The sequence below is a fragment of the Limnochorda sp. L945t genome, from assembly GCF_035593305.1.
Lineage (GTDB): Bacteria > Bacillota > Limnochordia > Limnochordales > Geochordaceae > Carboxydichorda > Carboxydichorda subterranea.
In genome coordinates this window covers 416,301-433,003 of the sequence record NZ_CP141615.1, presented here as the reverse complement: position 1 = coordinate 433,003, position 16,703 = coordinate 416,301, and the positions used below count along the sequence as shown (strand labels likewise).

Below are 16,703 nucleotides of genomic sequence, written 5' to 3'. Positions count from 1 at the left end.
GGCGGCGGGCGGCCCGCTCCTCATCCTGCCGCGGCAACCCGGCCGGCTTGCCGCTCCAGGGTCTGGAGCTGCCACATCTTGGCGTAGAGCCCCTGGCGCGCCAGCAGCTCGTCGTGGCGCCCGACCTCCCGCACCTCGCCGCGGTGCAGCACCACGATGCGGTCGGCGTGTACCACCGTGGAGAGCCGGTGCGCCACGATGATCACGGTGCACGCCCCCTGCAGCGACCGGATGGCCGCCTGGATGCGCTGCTCCGTCTCGCTGTCCACGCTGGCCGTCGCCTCGTCGAGAACGAGCACCGGCGCACGCAGCGCGGCCGCTCGCGCCAGGGCGATGAGCTGGCGCTGGCCCGCCGATAGCCCCGCGCCCCGCTCGCTGACCGGATAGTCGTAGCCGCCGGGCAGCGCCTCGATGAACTCGTGTGCGCCGACCCTGCGGGCCGCCTCCCGGACCTCCTCCGGTCCGGCGCCGTCCACGCCGAAGCCGATATTGTACGCCAGAGTACCGGAGAAAAGCAGCGGGTCCTGCAACACCACGGCCACCTGGCGCCTGAGCCACCCCAGGGGCAGCGTCCGCACGTCGTGCCCGTCCAGCAGCACCGCGCCCTTTTGGACGTCGTACAGGCGCGCCATCAACGCGATGATGGAGCTCTTGCCGGCCCCGGTCGCCCCCACGAGCCCCACCGTCTCGCCGGGGCGGGCCTCCAGCGAGACGTCGCGCAGCACCCAGCGCTCCGCTTCGTAGGCGAACCAGACCCGGTCGAGGGCCACGTGCCCCCTCGCCCTGGAGGGCACCCTGGCCGGCTGCGCCGGCTCCCGGATGGCCGTCGGATCGTCCAGGATCTGGAAGATGCGCTCGGAAGAGGCCATCGCCGCCTGCAGCACGTTGTACTTCTCGGCCAGATCCCCGATGGGCTGGAAGAGCTGCCGGATGTATTGCAGGAAAGCGTACAACACGCCGTACTCGAGCTGGCCTTGCGCCACCCGGACGCCCCCGTACCACAGCAAGAGGGCCAGCGCACCATTTCCCAGGAAATCCACCACGGGTCGAAACACGGCGAACACCGACAGCTCGCCCATCGTGGAGCGCAGGTACTCCTCGTTTTCCCGGTCGAAGCGGGCCAGCTGGGCCGGCTCTTGCGCGAAGGCCTTGACGAGCCACATGCCGGCCAGGTTTTCCGCCAGGAACGCGTTGACTCTGGCCAGCCGCACCCGCACCCGGCGATACGCGTCCCGGGCCTTCGCCCGGAAGACCCATGTCGCGCCGCCCACGACGGGCAACACCGCCAGGCCGACCGCGCTCAGCCCGGGATCGAGGCGGGCCATGGCGACGATGACGCCCACGAGGATGAAGCCGTCCCGGAAGAGGCTGACCACCACGGTGGTGTACATCTCGCTGAGCGCCTCGGTGTCGTTGGTGAGCCGCGTGACGATCCGGCCCGCCGGCTGCCGGTCGAAGAAGGACAGAGCCCGGTGCTCGACGTGATGGAAGAGCTGGCTGCGCAGCCTCCGGACGATCTCCTGTCCCGAGCGCTGCATGAGGAAGGTCATCCCATACGCCAAGGCCTGCGAAGCCATCGTCAACCCCACCAGTACTGCTCCCAGCCTCAGCAGCGCGGAGTGGTCGGGTCGAAGGAACCGCCGCCACTCGTCGGCGCCGACCGGCTCCGCCTCGTACGTGCGCCCGTCGAACTCGACGAGAAGCCGCCCCTGCCCCGCCCGGCCCACGACCCGGCCCCGATTGAGCGCTGCGTCACGCTGCCCGGCCACCACCCCGTCCACCAGCAGGGGTTGCCCGCCCACCTTGAGGATCTGCCGGCGGCGAGCGCCGGCCAGCCGTTCCCGAACGGGACCGGCCGGCAGCTCCCGCTCCCTCACGAACAAGCGATCGCCGAGCTGCACCGCCCGCTCCTGCAGCGGTGGAGGGAGCGTCAGACCCGTCACCTCCACGAGGGGCTGCGAAAACCCCAGCAAATGGTCGTCGATGGCGACCTTGAATACGTAAGGCCTCGCCAGGTCGGCCACGGTGACCAGCAGCGCCATCAGCACCGCCAGCGCGATGGGCCCGGCGTACGGGCGGGCGTAGCCGGCGAGCCGGCGCAGCAGCCGTGGATCGCCGCGGGGTTTGAGCGCTTCTTCTTCGTGGATGTCGAACGCCTGCGGCACCGGTGGAAGACCTCCCCGACTGCGCCTCAGGGCGCCTGGAGTTCTGCTTCCAGCTGCTGCTGGTGGAGCATGCGCGCATAGAGGCCACCTCGAGCGGCGAGTTCCTCGTGGGTGCCCTCCTCGACGATCCGGCCCTCGTCCAGCACCAGGATCCGGTCGCAATGGCGGACCGCGGAGAGCCGGTGGGAGATGATGATGGTCGTCCTCCCGGCGAGCACGTCCTGCAGGTCGTGCAGGATGGCCCGCTCCGTCTGCACGTCCACGGCGGAGAGAGCATCGTCCATGACGAGCAACCTGGGCTCCTTGGCCAGGGCCCTGGCGATGGCGGTCCTCTGCTTTTGGCCGCCCGAGAGGGCGATGCCCCGCTCGCCGACCAGGGACCGGTACCCCTCGGGGAACGTCTCCACGTCCTCGTGCAGGTGTCCGAGCTGCGCCGCCCGCACGACCACCGGGTCGTCGGCCGGGTCCCCCGCAAGCCTCACGGGGCGGGGCCCGCTGGCGGCCGTTCCGTCCTGCGCGCCGCGGCTGTCGAGCCCGAAGGCGATGTTTTCCGCCAGGCTCATGGAGAACAGAAACTGATCCTGGGGCACGTAGCCGATCTGGCGGCGTAGCGGAGCCAGGCGCAATCGCCGCACGTCGACGCCGTCGTAGAAGATGGTCCCGGGCGGCGGGTCGTACAGGCGCAGCAGGAGCATGGCCAGGGTGCTCTTGCCCGAACCGGTACGCCCGACCAGCCCGAGGCTCTCCCCGGGGCGCAAAGAGAAGCGGATGTCGACCAGGGCCGGGCGGGAGGCGCCCGGATAGGTGAAGGTGAGCCCCCGCACGTCGACTCGCCCCGACAGCAGCCCCGGATCGATGGAGTCCGGGCTCTCCGTCACCTCCGGCACCTCACCCAGGATGGCGCTCAGCCGTTCGAGCGACGCCCGGCCCCTCTGGATCATGTTGATCAACCACCCGACCGACGTGAGGGGCCACACGAGCATGGAGAGGTAACCGGTGAACGCCACGAAGCCGCCCAGGCTCACCAGGTCCGACTCCACCATCCATCCGCCCACGAACAGCAGCACTGCAAAAGAAAGACCGACGGCTCCCTCGGTCATGGGGCCCATGGCCGCCCACACCCGGGCAAGGTGCATCTGGCGGCGCACCTGCTCGGCGGCGATCGCGTCGAAGCGCGCCTGCTCTTGCGCCTCCCGGGCGAAGCTCTGCACCACCCGGATCCCTGTCACGTTCTCCTCGACGAACTCGGTGAGGTGGCTGAAGCCCTCCTGGACCGACCGGAAGCGCCGGTGGACTTCCCGCCCCGTCCTGCTCAAGGCGACGGCGAGCAGCAACAACGGCGCGGCAGCCAGCAAGCTGAGGCGCAGGTCGGTCGTACCGACCATCATGGCGGCGACCGCGACGGTCATGAAGATGGCGTCCACCGAGAGCACCACGCCCTGCCCCGCCGCCATGCGCACCGCCTGGATGTCGTTGGTCAGGTGAGCCATCAGGTCCCCGACCCGGTGCCGCGTGAAGTAGCCTGCGGAGAGGGTTTGCAGGTGCACGAAGACATGGCGCCTCAGCTCGACTTCCAGGAGCCGGGAGGCGCCAAGCAGGAACTGGCGCCAGGCCCACCGGCCCGCGGCGATCAGCACGTCGAGCGCCACCAGCAGCCCCGCCGCGCGGAGCACGTAAGCGGCGCTGAGGCGGCCGGCAGCGAGCTCGTCCGCCACGCCGCCCAGGACCTGGGGAATGTAGAGCTGGAGGAGGTCCACGACGATGAGGGCGGCGACCCCGGCAGCGTAACGCCACCGGTGACGCCGCACGAACTGCGCGACGAAACGCTGAGCCCCGATTGCGCGTCGGCCCCCTCGCCTCTCCGCTCAAAGCGGCAGCGCGTCCCGGGAGAGTTCGCCGAACAGGAGTCCATCTCCTGTGAACGGATGCGTCTCGGTGCCTACCTGCTCCCCTTCCACCAGCAGCACCACCTTGCGCACCGGCGGCACCGCCGTGGCGGTGAAGACCACCTGGCGGAGCATGCCGGCTAGGCGCTGAGTACCGCCGGTCTGCTCGAACTCCCGGGAGAAGTTCAAGAACGCGGTCTCGCCCTGCAGGCGTACCGACAGCAGGCGGGTGCCCTCGGGAATCTGGGTGTAGAGAGACTGGCCGGAGGTCTCCCCGGGCGAGGGACCCTGGAGCATGGCCTGGATGGCGAGACGCACGCGGTCTTCCGGAGCGCTGGCCGGCGGGGCCGGGCGCTCGACCCGTACCATCTCCAGCTCGCCCTCCGGGGTGGACCGGCTGAAGTAGACCTCGACCCGGGCGGGCGCGACCAGTCGCTGCACCTGCTCGATCCGGCTCACCCGCTCCGAGAGCTGCTCCAGGGTGCGCTCCATGCGGTCGATCCGAGCGCTCGTCGCTGACAGGTGCGACCAGACGACCCGATAGGCTCCGACCCCTGCCCCGGTGACCAGGGCGACGACCAGGAGGGCCGCCAGGACGAGACGGCCTGCCCGCAGCCGGTCTTTCCGGGGCGGCGCCTCACGGACGCGCCGTTCTCCGAGCCCCTCTTGCGTTGCTTCGCCCACGCCTCGCACCTTTGACCCCTTCCCACCACGCCCATTGTACCCGGACACGAGCTGCGACTTGGCCACGAAAGGGGGTGTTCGGAGAGTGACACGCCGCCGGAGGGCCGATATAATCAGCGGTAATAGAGGAAGCCGGTTCCATGTCGCCGGGGGATGGGGTGGCAGGGTGCGGGAGACTGCCGAAGTGTCGCGGCGCCCGCTGGGGCGCCGGCGCGTCCCTGTCCTGCTGCGCCAGGCGGGGCTGCTGACCGCCGCGGGAGCGGTTGCCCTGTATGGCGGCTTGATGGCCGCGGGCAAGCCCCCGCCGTCGGTCCACGCGCTACCGGGCCTGGTTCCGGCAGCCGCCGGACTGGCATACGGCCCCGTCGCCGGCCTCGCAGGAGGAGCCGGCGCCGCGGTCATCACAGCCGCAGGGCTCTGGGGGTCTTACGGCTGGCCGTGGCCCGCGCCGGTCGTGGTGGACTGGATGGTGGCAGGGCTGTTTTTCGTAGGCCTGGGGGTCGTGGGCGGTACGGTAGCCCACCTGCGCTATTACCGCACGGTGGAGCTCTTGCGGCTGGTACGGGAGCTGCGCCGAGCCCGCCAGCAACTGGAGGCGTTGTACGAAAGCGGGAAGCTGATCACATCGGAGCTCGACCTGGAGCGCCTCATCACGCGCCTTGTCCGGCTGGTGCGCAACACCTTCGGGTACTCCCACCCGGCCATCCTGCTGGTGGACGAGGAGCGCAAGGATACGTTGCGGCTGGTGGGCGCCGCCGGGTATGACGCCCCGATAGGCATGACCATCGGTTTCGACCAGGGGATCACGGGCTTCGTGGCCCGTACGGGGCTCGCCGTGCGGGTCGACGACGTGCGGCGGGACCCCCGCTACGTGCCGGGGATCCGGGAGTGCATGAGCGAGGTGGCGGTGCCCATCCGCATCAAGGGCCGCGTGCTGGGCGTGCTCAACGTCGAAAGCCCCCGGCTGAGCGCCTTCACCGAGGAGGACGAGCAGGTGCTGCAGGCCATCGCCGACCAGGCGGCCGTGGCGATCCAAAACGCCCGGCTCCTGGGGCTCACGGCCCAAATGGCCATCACCGACGGCCTCACGGAGCTGTACAACCACCGTCACTTCTCCCAGCAGCTCGAGATCGCGGTGGAGCGGGCACGCCGGATGGGGAGCCCGGTCTCGGTGGTCTTGCTCGACATCGACGATTTCAAGATGTTCAACGACCGTTTCGGGCACCTGGTGGGCGACGAGGTGCTGCGGCAAATCGGCCGGCTCATCCGGCAAAGCGTACGGCGCACCGATCTGGCGGCCCGGTACGGCGGGGAGGAGTTCGTCCTGCTGCTGCCCGACACCGGCACCGATGACGCGCTGCGCCTGGCGCGCCGCATCCAGCAGGCCGTGCCACGGGCAGAGTCGTTCGTCGAGGCCCTTACGCGAGGCGGCCCCGGCATATCGCTCAGCGCGGGGGTGGCCACGTTCCCCGACCACGCAGAAAGCGCCCGCGATCTGTTGCGGCGCGCCGACGAAGCCTGCTACCAGGCCAAGCGCAGCGGGAAAAACCAGGTCGTCGTCTGGGAGGCCCAGGCTTCCAACCCCGCATGAACCCGCGCAGCCGTCCCTTTCGTGACCGTCACCGTCGCCTGCTCGCGTCCCCTGGCGCCGATCGGGGCCGGCGCAGGGCCCCTGGGCTGGGTTGGGTGCTGGCGGCGGTGCTGCTGGCCTACGCAGGGGTGCTCGCCTACCAGCGATGGATGGGCCGGGATGCGCTCCCGCCAGGGCCCCATCCCTCACCTCCGCCCGGCGCCGTCGCCGACTACGTCGTGCGGGTCATCGACGGGGACACCATCGAGACCCGGGAGCTGGGCCGGGTGCGCTACATCGGGGTGGATACCCCCGAGATGAACGCACCCGACCCGGACGTGAGGCGTATGGCCCGCATGGCCAGAGAAGCCAACGTGCGCCTCGTCGGCGGCCGCACGGTGCTGCTCGCTACCGACGTGCAGGAGCGAGACCGGTACGGGCGCACACTGGCGTACGTCTGGACCGCCGACCGGCAGGTCATGGTCAACGCCTGGTTGCTCGAGCAAGGTTACGCGCGAGTGCTGACCGTACCGCCCAACGTGCGCTACGCGGACTTCTTCGTGGCGCTCCAGCAGCGGGCCCGCCGGGAGGGGCGCGGGCTGTGGCGCTGACGAAGATGCGCCCGGCCGCGCCTTACAGCTTGTATCCAAACCGGCGCAAGAGCGCCTTGCGATCCTGGACGTCCTGCTCGGTCTCCACGCCTTTGACCGCCTGGCCGTCGACGACCCCCATCACGCCCCGGCCCTGATCGGTCTCCGCCACCACTACCTGGCACGGATTGGCGGTCGCGCAGTAGATCCCGCAAACCTCGGGGACCTGTTTGATGGCGTTGAGGACGTTGATGGGGAAGCCCTCCTCCATGACGATGACGAAGACGTGCCCGGCCCCGATCCGGCGGGCGTTGTCCGTCGCCACCCGGACCAGCTCCGGATCGTTGCCGGAATGGCGCACCAGGCACGGCCCCGACGCCTCGTTGAAGGCGATCCCGAACCGGATGGCGCCTCCCGCCCCCGCCATGGCCTCGTGCAGGTCTTCCACCGTCTTGATGAAGTGGGCCTGCCCCAGGATGACGTTGGCGTGCTCGGGCTTCTCCACCGGCACCACGTGCCACTGCACGGCGGCTCCTCCTTTCCCGTCTCTCACGTGTGTGACGCTCGTCTCCCTCCACGGCACCGGCCGGCGACGGAACGCCCGCCGCAGAAGCAGGCGGACCGCTCCCGGCGGGGGGCAGCGGCGTCAAGATGCTCCCTTCGCCGGGGCCGCCGATCCGGGTGCAGCGCTCCTGCCCCCAGCGCCTGCAATAGCGGGCCACGTGCGCGCAGATCAGGGCGTCCAGCAGCGCCTCGATCTGGTCCGCCTGGATGCCCGACAGGCCTTCCCACTCCTCGTCGCCCGGTATCCAAAGGGCGCGCTCCAGGTCGAGCGGGGGATCGGCTCGCTCCAACCGGCGAAGCAGCTCCACCAGCCGCCGGAGCCCGTTGCTCCGGCGCTCGAGCGGCCCACGCTTGTACTCGAGGGGCGTCGGCAGGTCGAACCACGCGATCAGCGCCGCATGAGGATATACCTCGATCAGAAGGCCCGGCGCCACCGTCGAGCCGCCGAAGCCGCCGTCCGGCACGAAACGCGGCCGGAGCAGCCGTACCAGGTCCTCCCCCCGCAAGCTCCCGTGAACGGAGAGGAGCCGCCGGCGGCTCACCACGTGGGCGCCCAGCCTCCGCTCGGCGAACAGCCGCAAGAGCGCCCGCTCGGCAGGCCGCTGCCCGGTCTCGTTGGGCACCTCGAGCGGCGCGTCCACCGCCACGATCGCCGGCTCCTCACCGGATGCAGCCAGGCAGAAGCTCGCGATGGCAGAGAGTTCGACGAGGTAGCCCCAGCCCTCTACGTCGCCCTGTTCCCCCAGTACCACGATACCGCTCGGGCGGTTCGCCGACCATGCCAGGTCCACCCCGATATAGCGCATAGCGTCCCTGCCCTCATGCGTCGTACCCTTCCCGGCGTGCAGCCGCCCGTCATGCCCCCAGCATCCAGCCTACCCACGACACGACCCGCCGCCGCATGGGCAGGCTCACCTCGTGCCCGAGGCCCGGGTAGACCAGCAGCTGGTGTCTCTCCGGCCCGTCCCCCTGGGGGCGCTGGCGGTCGATGGCTTCGTACAAGGCGCGCACGTCTTGAAGCGGCACGAGGGGATCCTTCCCCCCGGCCGCCAGGAGCACCGCCCGGCCGGCCAACCTCCGCCCCCGCGCTCCGGCGTCACCCGGATGCAGGTGAGGGTGGCGATCCGGATCCACCGCCGTATCGGCGGCGGTTTCCGGGAGATCCAGACCGAGCGGCCGGAAGAAGGCCCGCGCCCGTGCCGGCACCCGCCGCCACCCGGGGCTGCACAACAGGGCCGCTACGGCCCTCGGGCCGCTCGCTATCTCCCGGCCGTCGTACCGCTCGGCCGCTCGCAGGGCCGCCCACCCTCCCACGGAGATCCCGACCAGTCCCCAGCGCTGCGGGTCCACCCCGTACCGGCCGTCGAGGGCTTCGGCCACCGAGACGGCGACCCCGGCCAGCCGGTTCACCAAACGGTCCAGGGCCCCTGCGAAATCCGAGGCTGCCGCCGCACGGCCCACGCCCGTATGTTCGATGCCGGCCGCCGTCATGCCGGCCCCGGCCAGCTCCACCAGCCAGCCGAGCAAGGCGTCGGGAGCCGACAGGAGCCCGGGGATGACCACGACCAGCGGTCTCTTGCGCTTGCCGGGCACCCGGCGCGCCACCACCACCCGCTGCCCTTCCATCTCCAGTGGAGCCAGGACCGTGGCCGGCCCTGGCGCGCCCTCTCGTTTCATCCGGACGCTCCCGCCGCTCCCGCCTGACCCCCGTCCGGGCCTCTTTGGGCGTCGCCGCGCCCATCCGCAGGCCGGAGGAGGCCGCGTTCCCGCTTGGCCAGGTACATGCGGGTGTCGGCAACCGCCACGAGCTCGGCCGGGCGATGGCCGTCTTCCGGGAAGCCGGCCAACCCCCAGCTGACGGTGGGCAGGGGGAAGAGCCGCCCCTGCCACGCGAGCACCGCCTCCCGGGCTGCCCCATCCAACCTTCGGGTCATCGCCAGGGCTCCCTGCCGGTCGGTCTGCGGCATGATCACGGCGAACTCGTCTCCCCCATAGCGGGCCACCACGTCGTAGCGGCGGCTGTGCTGGCGAAGCAGCCGTGCCAGCTCGGCCAGTACCTTGTCCCCTGCCAGGTGCCCCAGGCTGTCGTTGACCCCCTTGAGCCCATCCACGTCGCCTATCGCCACGTGGAGCCCGTACCCGTACCGGGCGGCCCGTTCCAGCTCCTCTTCCAGGCGCTCGTAAAAGTGGCGATGGTTGAAGAGCCCCGTGAGGCCGTCCCGGATGGCTGCCCGCCGCACCTGCTGGTGCAGCTGTGCCACCTCCACGGCCACGGCCGCCTGGTGCGCCACCGCCGCGATAGCCTGGACCTGTTCGAGGGAGAAGGCGTGCACGACCGGGGCGTCCACGGTGAGCGTGCCGATGACCCGCCCTCCCGCCGAGACGGGCACCACCACCTCGCTGCGCGTGGAGGCGGGCCCGGGGACATAACGGGGTTCACGCGTCACGTCCGGCACCAGCACCGGGACACCGTGCGCGGCCACCCATCCGTTCATACCCTGGCCTCTTCGCAGCCGTAAGCCTTCCCAACCGGAAAACGCCCCCGAGGCTGCCGCCATCGTGAGGTCCTCCGAGCCCGGCTCCACCAGGAAGATGCAACAGTCTCGCCAGCCCAGCTCCGACTCGATGATGTCCAGGACGCGGAACAAGAGCGCCGGCATGTCCAGTACGTCCCTCATCGCCTGGGCCAGACGATAGAGGGCAGCGAGCTCCTTGAGGTGCACGGGTGTGATGCAGCCGGCCTCCGGCGGCGGCAGGCCGATCACCCTCGCCCCCTGCAGGGGGCCCTCCGCCCCGGCCCCGGGCGAGACAGGCTCCCCGTCCGCGAGCGGCGCCGCCTCGGGGGGTTCGGCGCGCCGCTCCATCACCCGGTGCAGCGCATCCACGACCTCCGGGTGGAACTGCGTGCCGGCACACCGGCCGATCTCCTCCAGCGCTTCCTCCACGCGGCGGGCCGGCCGGTACGGCCGCTCGGTGGTCATGGCGTCCAGCGCCTCGGCCACCCCGATGATGGCCGCCCCCAACGGGATCGCGTCCCCTGCCAGGCCGTCGGGGTAGCCGCCGCCCCCGTACCACTCGTGATGGTGGCGTACCATGGGTGCGAGGTCCTGCCAGCCCGCCACCTCCGCCACGATCCGCGCGCCCATCTCCGGGTGGGCGACGACGGCCACCCGCTCGGCCGGCTCGAGCGGGCCGGGCTTGGCGAGGATGGCATCCGGCACCCCCAGCTTGCCCACGTCGTGGAGCAGCGCGGCCATCTCGACCCGGCGCGCCTTTGCTTCGTCGAGCCCCATGGCCCGGGCGAGCAAGAGCGCCGTCGAAGCGACCCGCTGGCCATGGCCTCGCGCCGCAGGCTCCCGGGCTTCCAGGGCCGCCACCAGCGCCCGGATGCCCGCCTGCGCCGTCTCCCGCTCCGCCTTCGCTCGTAGGGTCTGCTCCACGATGCTCCCGGCGAGCTCCGCCAGCAGCTGCGCGCGAGCCTTGCGGCCGCCCGCTCGACCACGGCCCTTGCCCGCCGGCATCACCAGGACAGCGCGCGCCCGGCCTTCGACGAAGACAGGTACGCAAAGGTAGGCCTCGGAAGACCGGAGCCGGAGGGCGGGAGCCCTGGAGCCGAGCCCCCGGGAGGGAGGGGGCCGGCACTCGACGGTGCGGCCCCGTCGCACGGCAAGCGTGACGAGGCTCTGCAGCGCCGCACCGAGGTTCGCCGCGCCCGGCGTCCCCCCTTCGGGCGGCTCGGAGCAGGCGACGACCTGCCACTGGCCGGTGCCCTCCGAGGGGAGCGCCACCCATACCGTGCCCGCGCCCAGCACGCGCGCGGCCACCTCGCCCAGCACGCCCCAGACGGCACCCTCGTCAGAGGCCTGCGCCGCCCTTCGCACCAGGCCCGCCAGGCCCTGCAACGTGACCCGCACCGCCCGCGACTCGCTGCGGGCCCGTCGGGCAGCCCGGGGACTCGGCCCCGCGTCTGCCGGTGGCCGCCGCACGCGCCCATCCCTTCCCGAAGGGCACTACCACCTCAAAGGAGTGTTGGTGCCCATTCCTCGGAAAAGGGGGCCTTTCCTGCCCGGCAGGTCAGCGGCACTGAAGGGGCGTCCCGGTCAGATCCCGGTAGGCTTCGATGAGCGGGCAATCGGGAGTGCTCTCGTCGCCGCACCGCAGGCAAAGGGCCTCTACCACCGCGGTATCGTTGAGCCCTGCGGCCAAGAACGCCCGCAAGGCATGCTCGAGCTGCTGCTGGTCTTCCGGGCTCATACGGCTCAGGATCATCTCGAAGATCCGGCTGCGCCGCTCGCGGATCCGCTCCACCGCCCGCCGGCCGGAGTCGGTCAGCGCGATCTCCACGGACCGCCGATCGTCGGCCCGCTCCTTGCGGGTGACCAAGCCCTTGCGAACCAACCGGTCGACCAGCTTGGTCACGGCGGGCGGCGTCATGTGCAGCCCGTCGGCCAGCTCCGCCGCCGAGCACGAGCCATGACGCTGCAGGTACTTGAGACACTCGAGCTGGGAAACGGTCAGATACGCACCTGCGTCGGCCAGGGTGCGCGTCGTGATCACGTCGAACATCACTTCGGCGAACAAATCGGCGAGCATCTCGATGGAGCCCCGCCGATTGGCCACCACCGTCACGGGCCACATCGTCCCAGCACCTCGCCCCGGGCGCCCTGGAGCCCTGGCGCAAGAATTAACCTGGTTAAAGGCTATCACCGGGCCCCCCGGGTGTCAAGCAAAGCCCGTAACCGTGGGCTTTTCGTGTATAATGGGGGCGACCATCATGCGTGCCGGGAGGCAGCACCCATGTCCAAGCAGGCATCCGCTCCGGGCGGCGTCAGCATGCGCGCCTTTTTCGCAGTCGCCGGCTTCCTTACTCTCCTGGGGTTGCTGTTGCGCCTGCTCACCGGCGGCCACTGAGGTCCGGGCCCGCCCCCCGGCGGCGCGACGCCGGGGGGCGGCATCGCGAGCGCGACGCCGGGCCGGCAGACGCTCCCGCCGGCCCGGCCTCCCATCGCGTCTCATCCCCACGCCGCCGCGGAGCCCGACGTCCGCGGCGCCGGGCTCACCCGTCGCTCGTCACTGCAGGCGTTCCAGGAGCTTATCCAGCCCGGCGGCGTCGGCCTCGTCGTCGTAGCGGCGCGCCTCTTTGAGACGCTCGCTCTCCTTGACGCCCGCAATCAGGCGATCGAGATAGGTCGGCTTCTCTGCCTGGTAGAAGATGCCGATGGGCAGGCCCTCGGCCGCGGTCGCCAGGTGCAGCGCCGCCTGGAAGTCGGACGTGTCGTGATCCGGCCCGATCTCGTAGGCTTGCTCCTTCCAGACCTTGTACATGTCGTTGAAGGTGACGCACGGCGTCATGATCTGCACGAAGCTGAAGCCCCGGTGCCGGATCGCCTGTTCGATGAGGTCGGCGAGGTGCTTGGTATGGCTCGAAAAGCCACGCCCCACGAACGTCGCCCCGGCAATGAGGGCCAGCGCCAGCGGGTTGAGCGGGTACTCGGCCACCCCGAAAGGCGAAGCGTGGGTCTTGTGGCCCACCTCCGTCGTCGGCGACGGCTGGCCCTTGGTCAGCCCGTAGATGTGGTTGTCGAAGAGCAGGTACGTGAGATCGACGTTGCGGCGCACCGCGTGGGGAAGATGGCCCATGCCGATGGCCAAGCCGTCTCCGTCACCCCCGACGGCGAGCACCGTGAGATCGGGGCGTGCCAGCTTGAGCCCCGTGGCCACCGGAAGCACCCGCCCGTGCACCCCGTGGAACCCGTAGCTCTTCACGAACGCCGGAAAGCGCCCCGAGCACCCGATCCCCGACACGATGGCCAGTTTGGAAGGATCCACCCGGTTGCGGGCCAGCACCTGCACCAGCGCGTTGAGGATCGCGTAGTCGCCGCACCCAGGGCACCAGACCGGCTTGATGCCTTTGTAATCGGACGGTTTGAGGGTAACCCCCTGCGGAAGCTGGGGGAGCACCTCGGTCTCCAGCACGCTCATCGCGAAGCCACCTCCTGGATGCGGGCCAGTACCTCGTCCGGCGAGAACGGTAGACCCTCCTGCTTGGTGAGCTGCACGATGGGGCCCCGCACGCCCCGGGCCTGCAGGTAATGGGCGAACTGGCCGCTGAGGTTGAGCTCCGGCACGATCACCGCCTCCAGGCCGTCCACGAACGCCTGGAGGATCTGGACGGGTAGCGGCGAGAGCAGCTTGACCCAGAGCCCCTTGACGGGAATCCCCATCGCTTCCGCCATCCGGGCCGCCTCACGGGCTGAGCCGAAGGTCGACCCCCAGCCCACCAGCCCGATGCGGGCCTGCTCAGGCCCGAAGCGCTCGACCCAGCCGTCCGGGCGGGACTCGACCTCCCGGCGCAGGCGCTCGAGCTTGTGCCACCGCTTGAGGGACATCTCGCGGTGCACGTCCGGCTCGTAGCTCGGATGGCCGTACTCGTCGTGCTCCAGGCCCGTGATGACGTGCAGCCCGGCCGGGTTGCCGGGCACCGCCGCCAGAGAGATGCCGTCCTCCGTCCGGCGGTAGCGCCGGTACGCTCCGTTGACGGCGCCGTCCAGCGAATCGGCGGTCGTGCGCGGCTTGAAGCGCTTCAGGATGTCGCGCCCGCTCGGCACGGGCAGGCTCTCGGTGCGCTGCGCCAGCACCAACTCGCTGAGGACGATGACCGGCGTCTGGTACGCCTCAGCCGTCTCGAACGCCCGCCGCCCGACGTCGAGGCAGTCGCGGACGCTCACCGGGGCCATCACGACCCGCGGCGCATCCCCGTGGCCGCCGTAGACGGCCAGGTTGAGATCGCCCTGCTCCGTCTTGGTCGGCATGCCCGTGCTGGGCCCGGCCCGTTGCACGTCTACGATGACCGCCGGCAGCTCGCTCATGACCCCGAGGCCGATGAGCTCCACCATGAGCGACAGCCCGGGTCCAGAGGTGGCCGTCATGGCGGGCACGCCTCCGAACGAGGCGCCCAACACCGAACCCAGCGCCGCCATCTCGTCCTCGGTCTGGACGACCACGCCTCCGAAGGAGGGCAGATGGGCCGCCATGTACTCCAGGATGTCGCTCGCCGGCGTGATCGGGTAGCCCGCGTAATAGCGGCACCCTCCTGCGATGGCTCCGATGGCGAGCGCCTGGTTGCCCGAGATGATCATCCGCCGCTTGCCCGTCGAGGCGGCTTCGGCGGCTGCCTGCTCTTCCTCCTCGGAGAGCTCCGCAAGCCGCCCGAGCCCCGCCAGCTGCTCCCGGGCCAGGGCGTGCCCAAGCTCCAGCGCCCGGATGTTGATGCTCACCACCTCTTCACCCTTGGCGGCGAACCGGCGCGCCACGAACTGCTTCGCAGAGTCGAGCGGCAGATCCATCGCCGCGTAGGTGGCCCCCAGGGCCACCATGTTCTTGGTGAGCCGGTTTTGCAGCTGCTCGACCGCTACCTGGCCGAACGGCACCGACCGGGCGGTCACGTCGGTACGCAGCCCCTCCGGCACCGACCCGTCCGCGTGGCGATCGTAGAGAATGACCCCACCCGGGCGCACCGCGCTCTGGTGCAGCTGGACGGCCTCGTCATTGAACGCGATCAAGACGTCGGCGGGCCCCATCGGCGAGTCCAGCGGGCGGCGGTCGAACCGCACCTGGAACATGCACGGCCCGCCCTTGATCTCGGCCGGATAGGTGCGGAAGGTGCTGACCCACAATCCGGCCCGCCCCAGGGCCCAGGTCAGCATCTCGCCGGCCGTGATGACCCCCTCGCCCGATTCACCGGCCACGCGGATGGTCATCCCCTGGCGGCGAGCGACGGTGAGCGCTTTCACCGCATCACTCACGGCCGGCATCCCCCTCCGGGCCCTCCTCCAGAGGCTTGCCCCCGGGGCAACGATTCATGATGACGGCGCCCCCCCGCGCGCAGTATACTGCGGCCGACCCACCAGCCCGGCAAGGCTCGTGCGGGGCCGGCCCCTCTCGCGGGTCGCCCGCGCCCACGATGCCGAAGCGTGGCCATCCGGGCCGTATCGGCTCTTCGATATATTAGCACAGGCGATCCCAAAACTGAACGACCCTTTCCGGGTGAAGGACCATCGCCATGACGATCGTCTTCTTCTCGGACAGCTACACCCCTTACGTCTCGGGGGTCGTGCGCAGCCTGGAGCTCACCGCTCGAGAGCTGACCCGCCGCGGTCACCGCGTGGCCCTGGTCGCTCCCGGCTACCCCGGCTACCGCTCGCCCGGCGTCGATTCGACAGGAGCGTACGTGCTGCGCCTTCCCTCGCTGCCCGTCCCCGGACAAGGCGTCTTTCGCCTGCCCGTCATCCCTTTGGCCCCGCTCCGCCTGCCGGAGGGGTACCGTCCCGACATCGTCCATGCCCACAGCCCATTCCTGACGGGCACCCTCGCCCTGCGCACGGCCCGCCGCTACGGCGTGCCGCTGGTCTTCACGCACCACACGCTCTACCACGAGTACGTCCACTACGCGCTGTTGCCGGCAGGCCTGACCCGCCCGCTCGTCCTGCGCACCGTGGGCCGCTTCTGCCGCCAGGCGACGGCCGTCATCGCGCCGACGCCGTCCATCGCCCGGCTGGTGCGGCAGCTTTACGGGCCGGTCGGCAACGTCGCGACCATCCCCACCGGTATCGATCTGTCCGCCTTCGCAGGGCTCGACCGGAGCTGGCTGCGCGGCCGTTTCGCCATTCCCGCCGGCGCGCCGGTGGTCATCCACGTGGGCCGGCTGGCCCGAGAGAAAAACGTGCACATGCTCATGCAGGCCCTCCGCCGGCTGCTCGAGGAGCTTCCGGCCCTGCACGCCGTCGTGGCGGGCGGCGGGCCCTTCCTCGCCGGTATGCGAGCGGCGACGTCGGAGCCGCCTTTCGCCGGGAGGCTCCACCTCACGGGGCCGCTCGCGCCATCCGAGGTGCCGCGCCACCTGGCCGGGGCCGACCTCTTCCTCACCGCGTCGACCACCGAGACCCAGGGGCTGGTCGCGGTCGAGGCGATGGCGGCAGGGCTTCCCGTCGTCGCCCCCGAGGCCGGGGGCATCCCCGACGTGGTGCGAAGCGGGCAGGACGGCTTGCTGGTAACGGCCCGGCCCGAAGCCCTGGCAGAGGCCGCCCGCGGGTTACTGGAGCAACCGCACCGGCTCCGACGGCTGGCAGAACACGCGCTGGCACGGTCCCGGGAGTTCGGGGTGGAGCATACCGTATCCCGGCTGGAGCAGTTCTACCAGCGCCTGACGAGTGCGCGCGCCTGCGGTGCCGGGCAGGGATGAACC

At 70.8% G+C, this 16,703-nt stretch carries 12 protein-coding genes and 1 pseudogene; 3 read left to right on the top strand and 10 right to left on the bottom strand.

What is annotated here, in order from left to right; all coding sequences use genetic code 11:
• Positions 1 to 20: 20 nt before the first annotated feature.
• Genes U7230_RS02030 through U7230_RS02020 form a run of 3 tightly spaced genes read right to left on the bottom strand, consistent with a single transcriptional unit; the run spans position 21 to position 4,744 of the window.
• Positions 21 to 2,165 (bottom strand): ABC transporter ATP-binding protein, encoded by a 2,145-nt coding sequence (locus tag U7230_RS02030; RefSeq protein ID WP_324717083.1) that lies wholly within the window; start codon positions 2,163 to 2,165, stop codon positions 21 to 23.
• 26 nt (positions 2,166 to 2,191) lie between these two features.
• On the bottom strand, positions 2,192 to 3,973 hold the full coding sequence (locus U7230_RS02025; protein ID WP_324717082.1) for an ABC transporter ATP-binding protein: 1,782 nt from the start codon (positions 3,971 to 3,973) through the stop codon (positions 2,192 to 2,194).
• A 57-nt stretch (positions 3,974 to 4,030) separates the two neighbouring features.
• Entirely contained in the window at positions 4,031 to 4,744 is a 714-nt protein-coding gene (locus U7230_RS02020) for a GerMN domain-containing protein (RefSeq protein ID WP_324717081.1), read from the bottom strand.
• 157 nt (positions 4,745 to 4,901) lie between these two features.
• Between U7230_RS02020 and U7230_RS02015 the strand changes: the two genes are divergently transcribed.
• Positions 4,902 to 6,326: a GGDEF domain-containing protein gene (locus U7230_RS02015; protein ID WP_324717080.1), complete on the top strand. Its 1,425-nt coding sequence runs from the start codon at positions 4,902 to 4,904 to the stop codon at positions 6,324 to 6,326.
• A 107-nt stretch (positions 6,327 to 6,433) separates the two neighbouring features.
• A complete protein-coding gene (locus U7230_RS02010) occupies positions 6,434 to 6,916 on the top strand; it encodes a thermonuclease family protein (protein ID WP_324717079.1) in 483 nt (160 codons plus the stop codon).
• A 22-nt stretch (positions 6,917 to 6,938) separates the two neighbouring features.
• On the opposite strand, the gene U7230_RS02005 is transcribed toward U7230_RS02010, so the two are convergent.
• The 7 genes and pseudogenes from U7230_RS02005 to U7230_RS01980 all read right to left on the bottom strand — a co-directional run bounded on the left by U7230_RS02005 (position 6,939) and on the right by U7230_RS01980 (position 15,273).
• A complete protein-coding gene (locus U7230_RS02005; RefSeq protein ID WP_324717078.1) occupies positions 6,939 to 7,421 on the bottom strand; it encodes an adenosine-specific kinase in 483 nt (160 codons plus the stop codon).
• Positions 7,422 to 7,590: 169 nt separating this feature from the next.
• Positions 7,591 to 8,265: pseudogene (locus U7230_RS15370) on the bottom strand (DUF429 domain-containing protein); the annotation flags it as partial.
• A 49-nt stretch (positions 8,266 to 8,314) separates the two neighbouring features.
• Complete coding sequence (locus U7230_RS02000; RefSeq protein ID WP_324717077.1) at positions 8,315 to 9,136, bottom strand: alpha/beta hydrolase family protein; 822 nt, start codon at positions 9,134 to 9,136, stop codon at positions 8,315 to 8,317.
• Positions 9,133 to 11,445, bottom strand: coding sequence for a diguanylate cyclase (locus U7230_RS01995; protein WP_324717076.1), 2,313 nt, complete (start codon positions 11,443 to 11,445; stop codon positions 9,133 to 9,135). The genes U7230_RS02000 and U7230_RS01995 overlap by 4 nt, the downstream gene beginning before the upstream one ends.
• 88 nt (positions 11,446 to 11,533) lie before the next feature.
• Positions 11,534 to 12,097 (bottom strand): MarR family winged helix-turn-helix transcriptional regulator, encoded by a 564-nt coding sequence (locus U7230_RS01990; protein WP_324717075.1) that lies wholly within the window; start codon positions 12,095 to 12,097, stop codon positions 11,534 to 11,536.
• Positions 12,098 to 12,529: 432 nt separating this feature from the next.
• Complete coding sequence (locus U7230_RS01985) at positions 12,530 to 13,441, bottom strand: 2-oxoacid:ferredoxin oxidoreductase subunit beta (RefSeq protein WP_324717074.1); 912 nt, start codon at positions 13,439 to 13,441, stop codon at positions 12,530 to 12,532.
• Positions 13,438 to 15,273, bottom strand: coding sequence for a 2-oxoacid:acceptor oxidoreductase subunit alpha (locus U7230_RS01980; RefSeq protein WP_324717073.1), 1,836 nt, complete (start codon positions 15,271 to 15,273; stop codon positions 13,438 to 13,440). Before U7230_RS01980 ends, U7230_RS01985 begins: the two co-directional genes overlap by 4 nt.
• A 248-nt stretch (positions 15,274 to 15,521) precedes the next feature.
• Between U7230_RS01980 and U7230_RS01975 the strand changes: the two genes are divergently transcribed.
• Positions 15,522 to 16,700: a glycosyltransferase gene (locus U7230_RS01975; RefSeq protein WP_324717072.1), complete on the top strand. Its 1,179-nt coding sequence runs from the start codon at positions 15,522 to 15,524 to the stop codon at positions 16,698 to 16,700.
• The last annotated feature ends 3 nt before the right edge of the window (positions 16,701 to 16,703 follow it).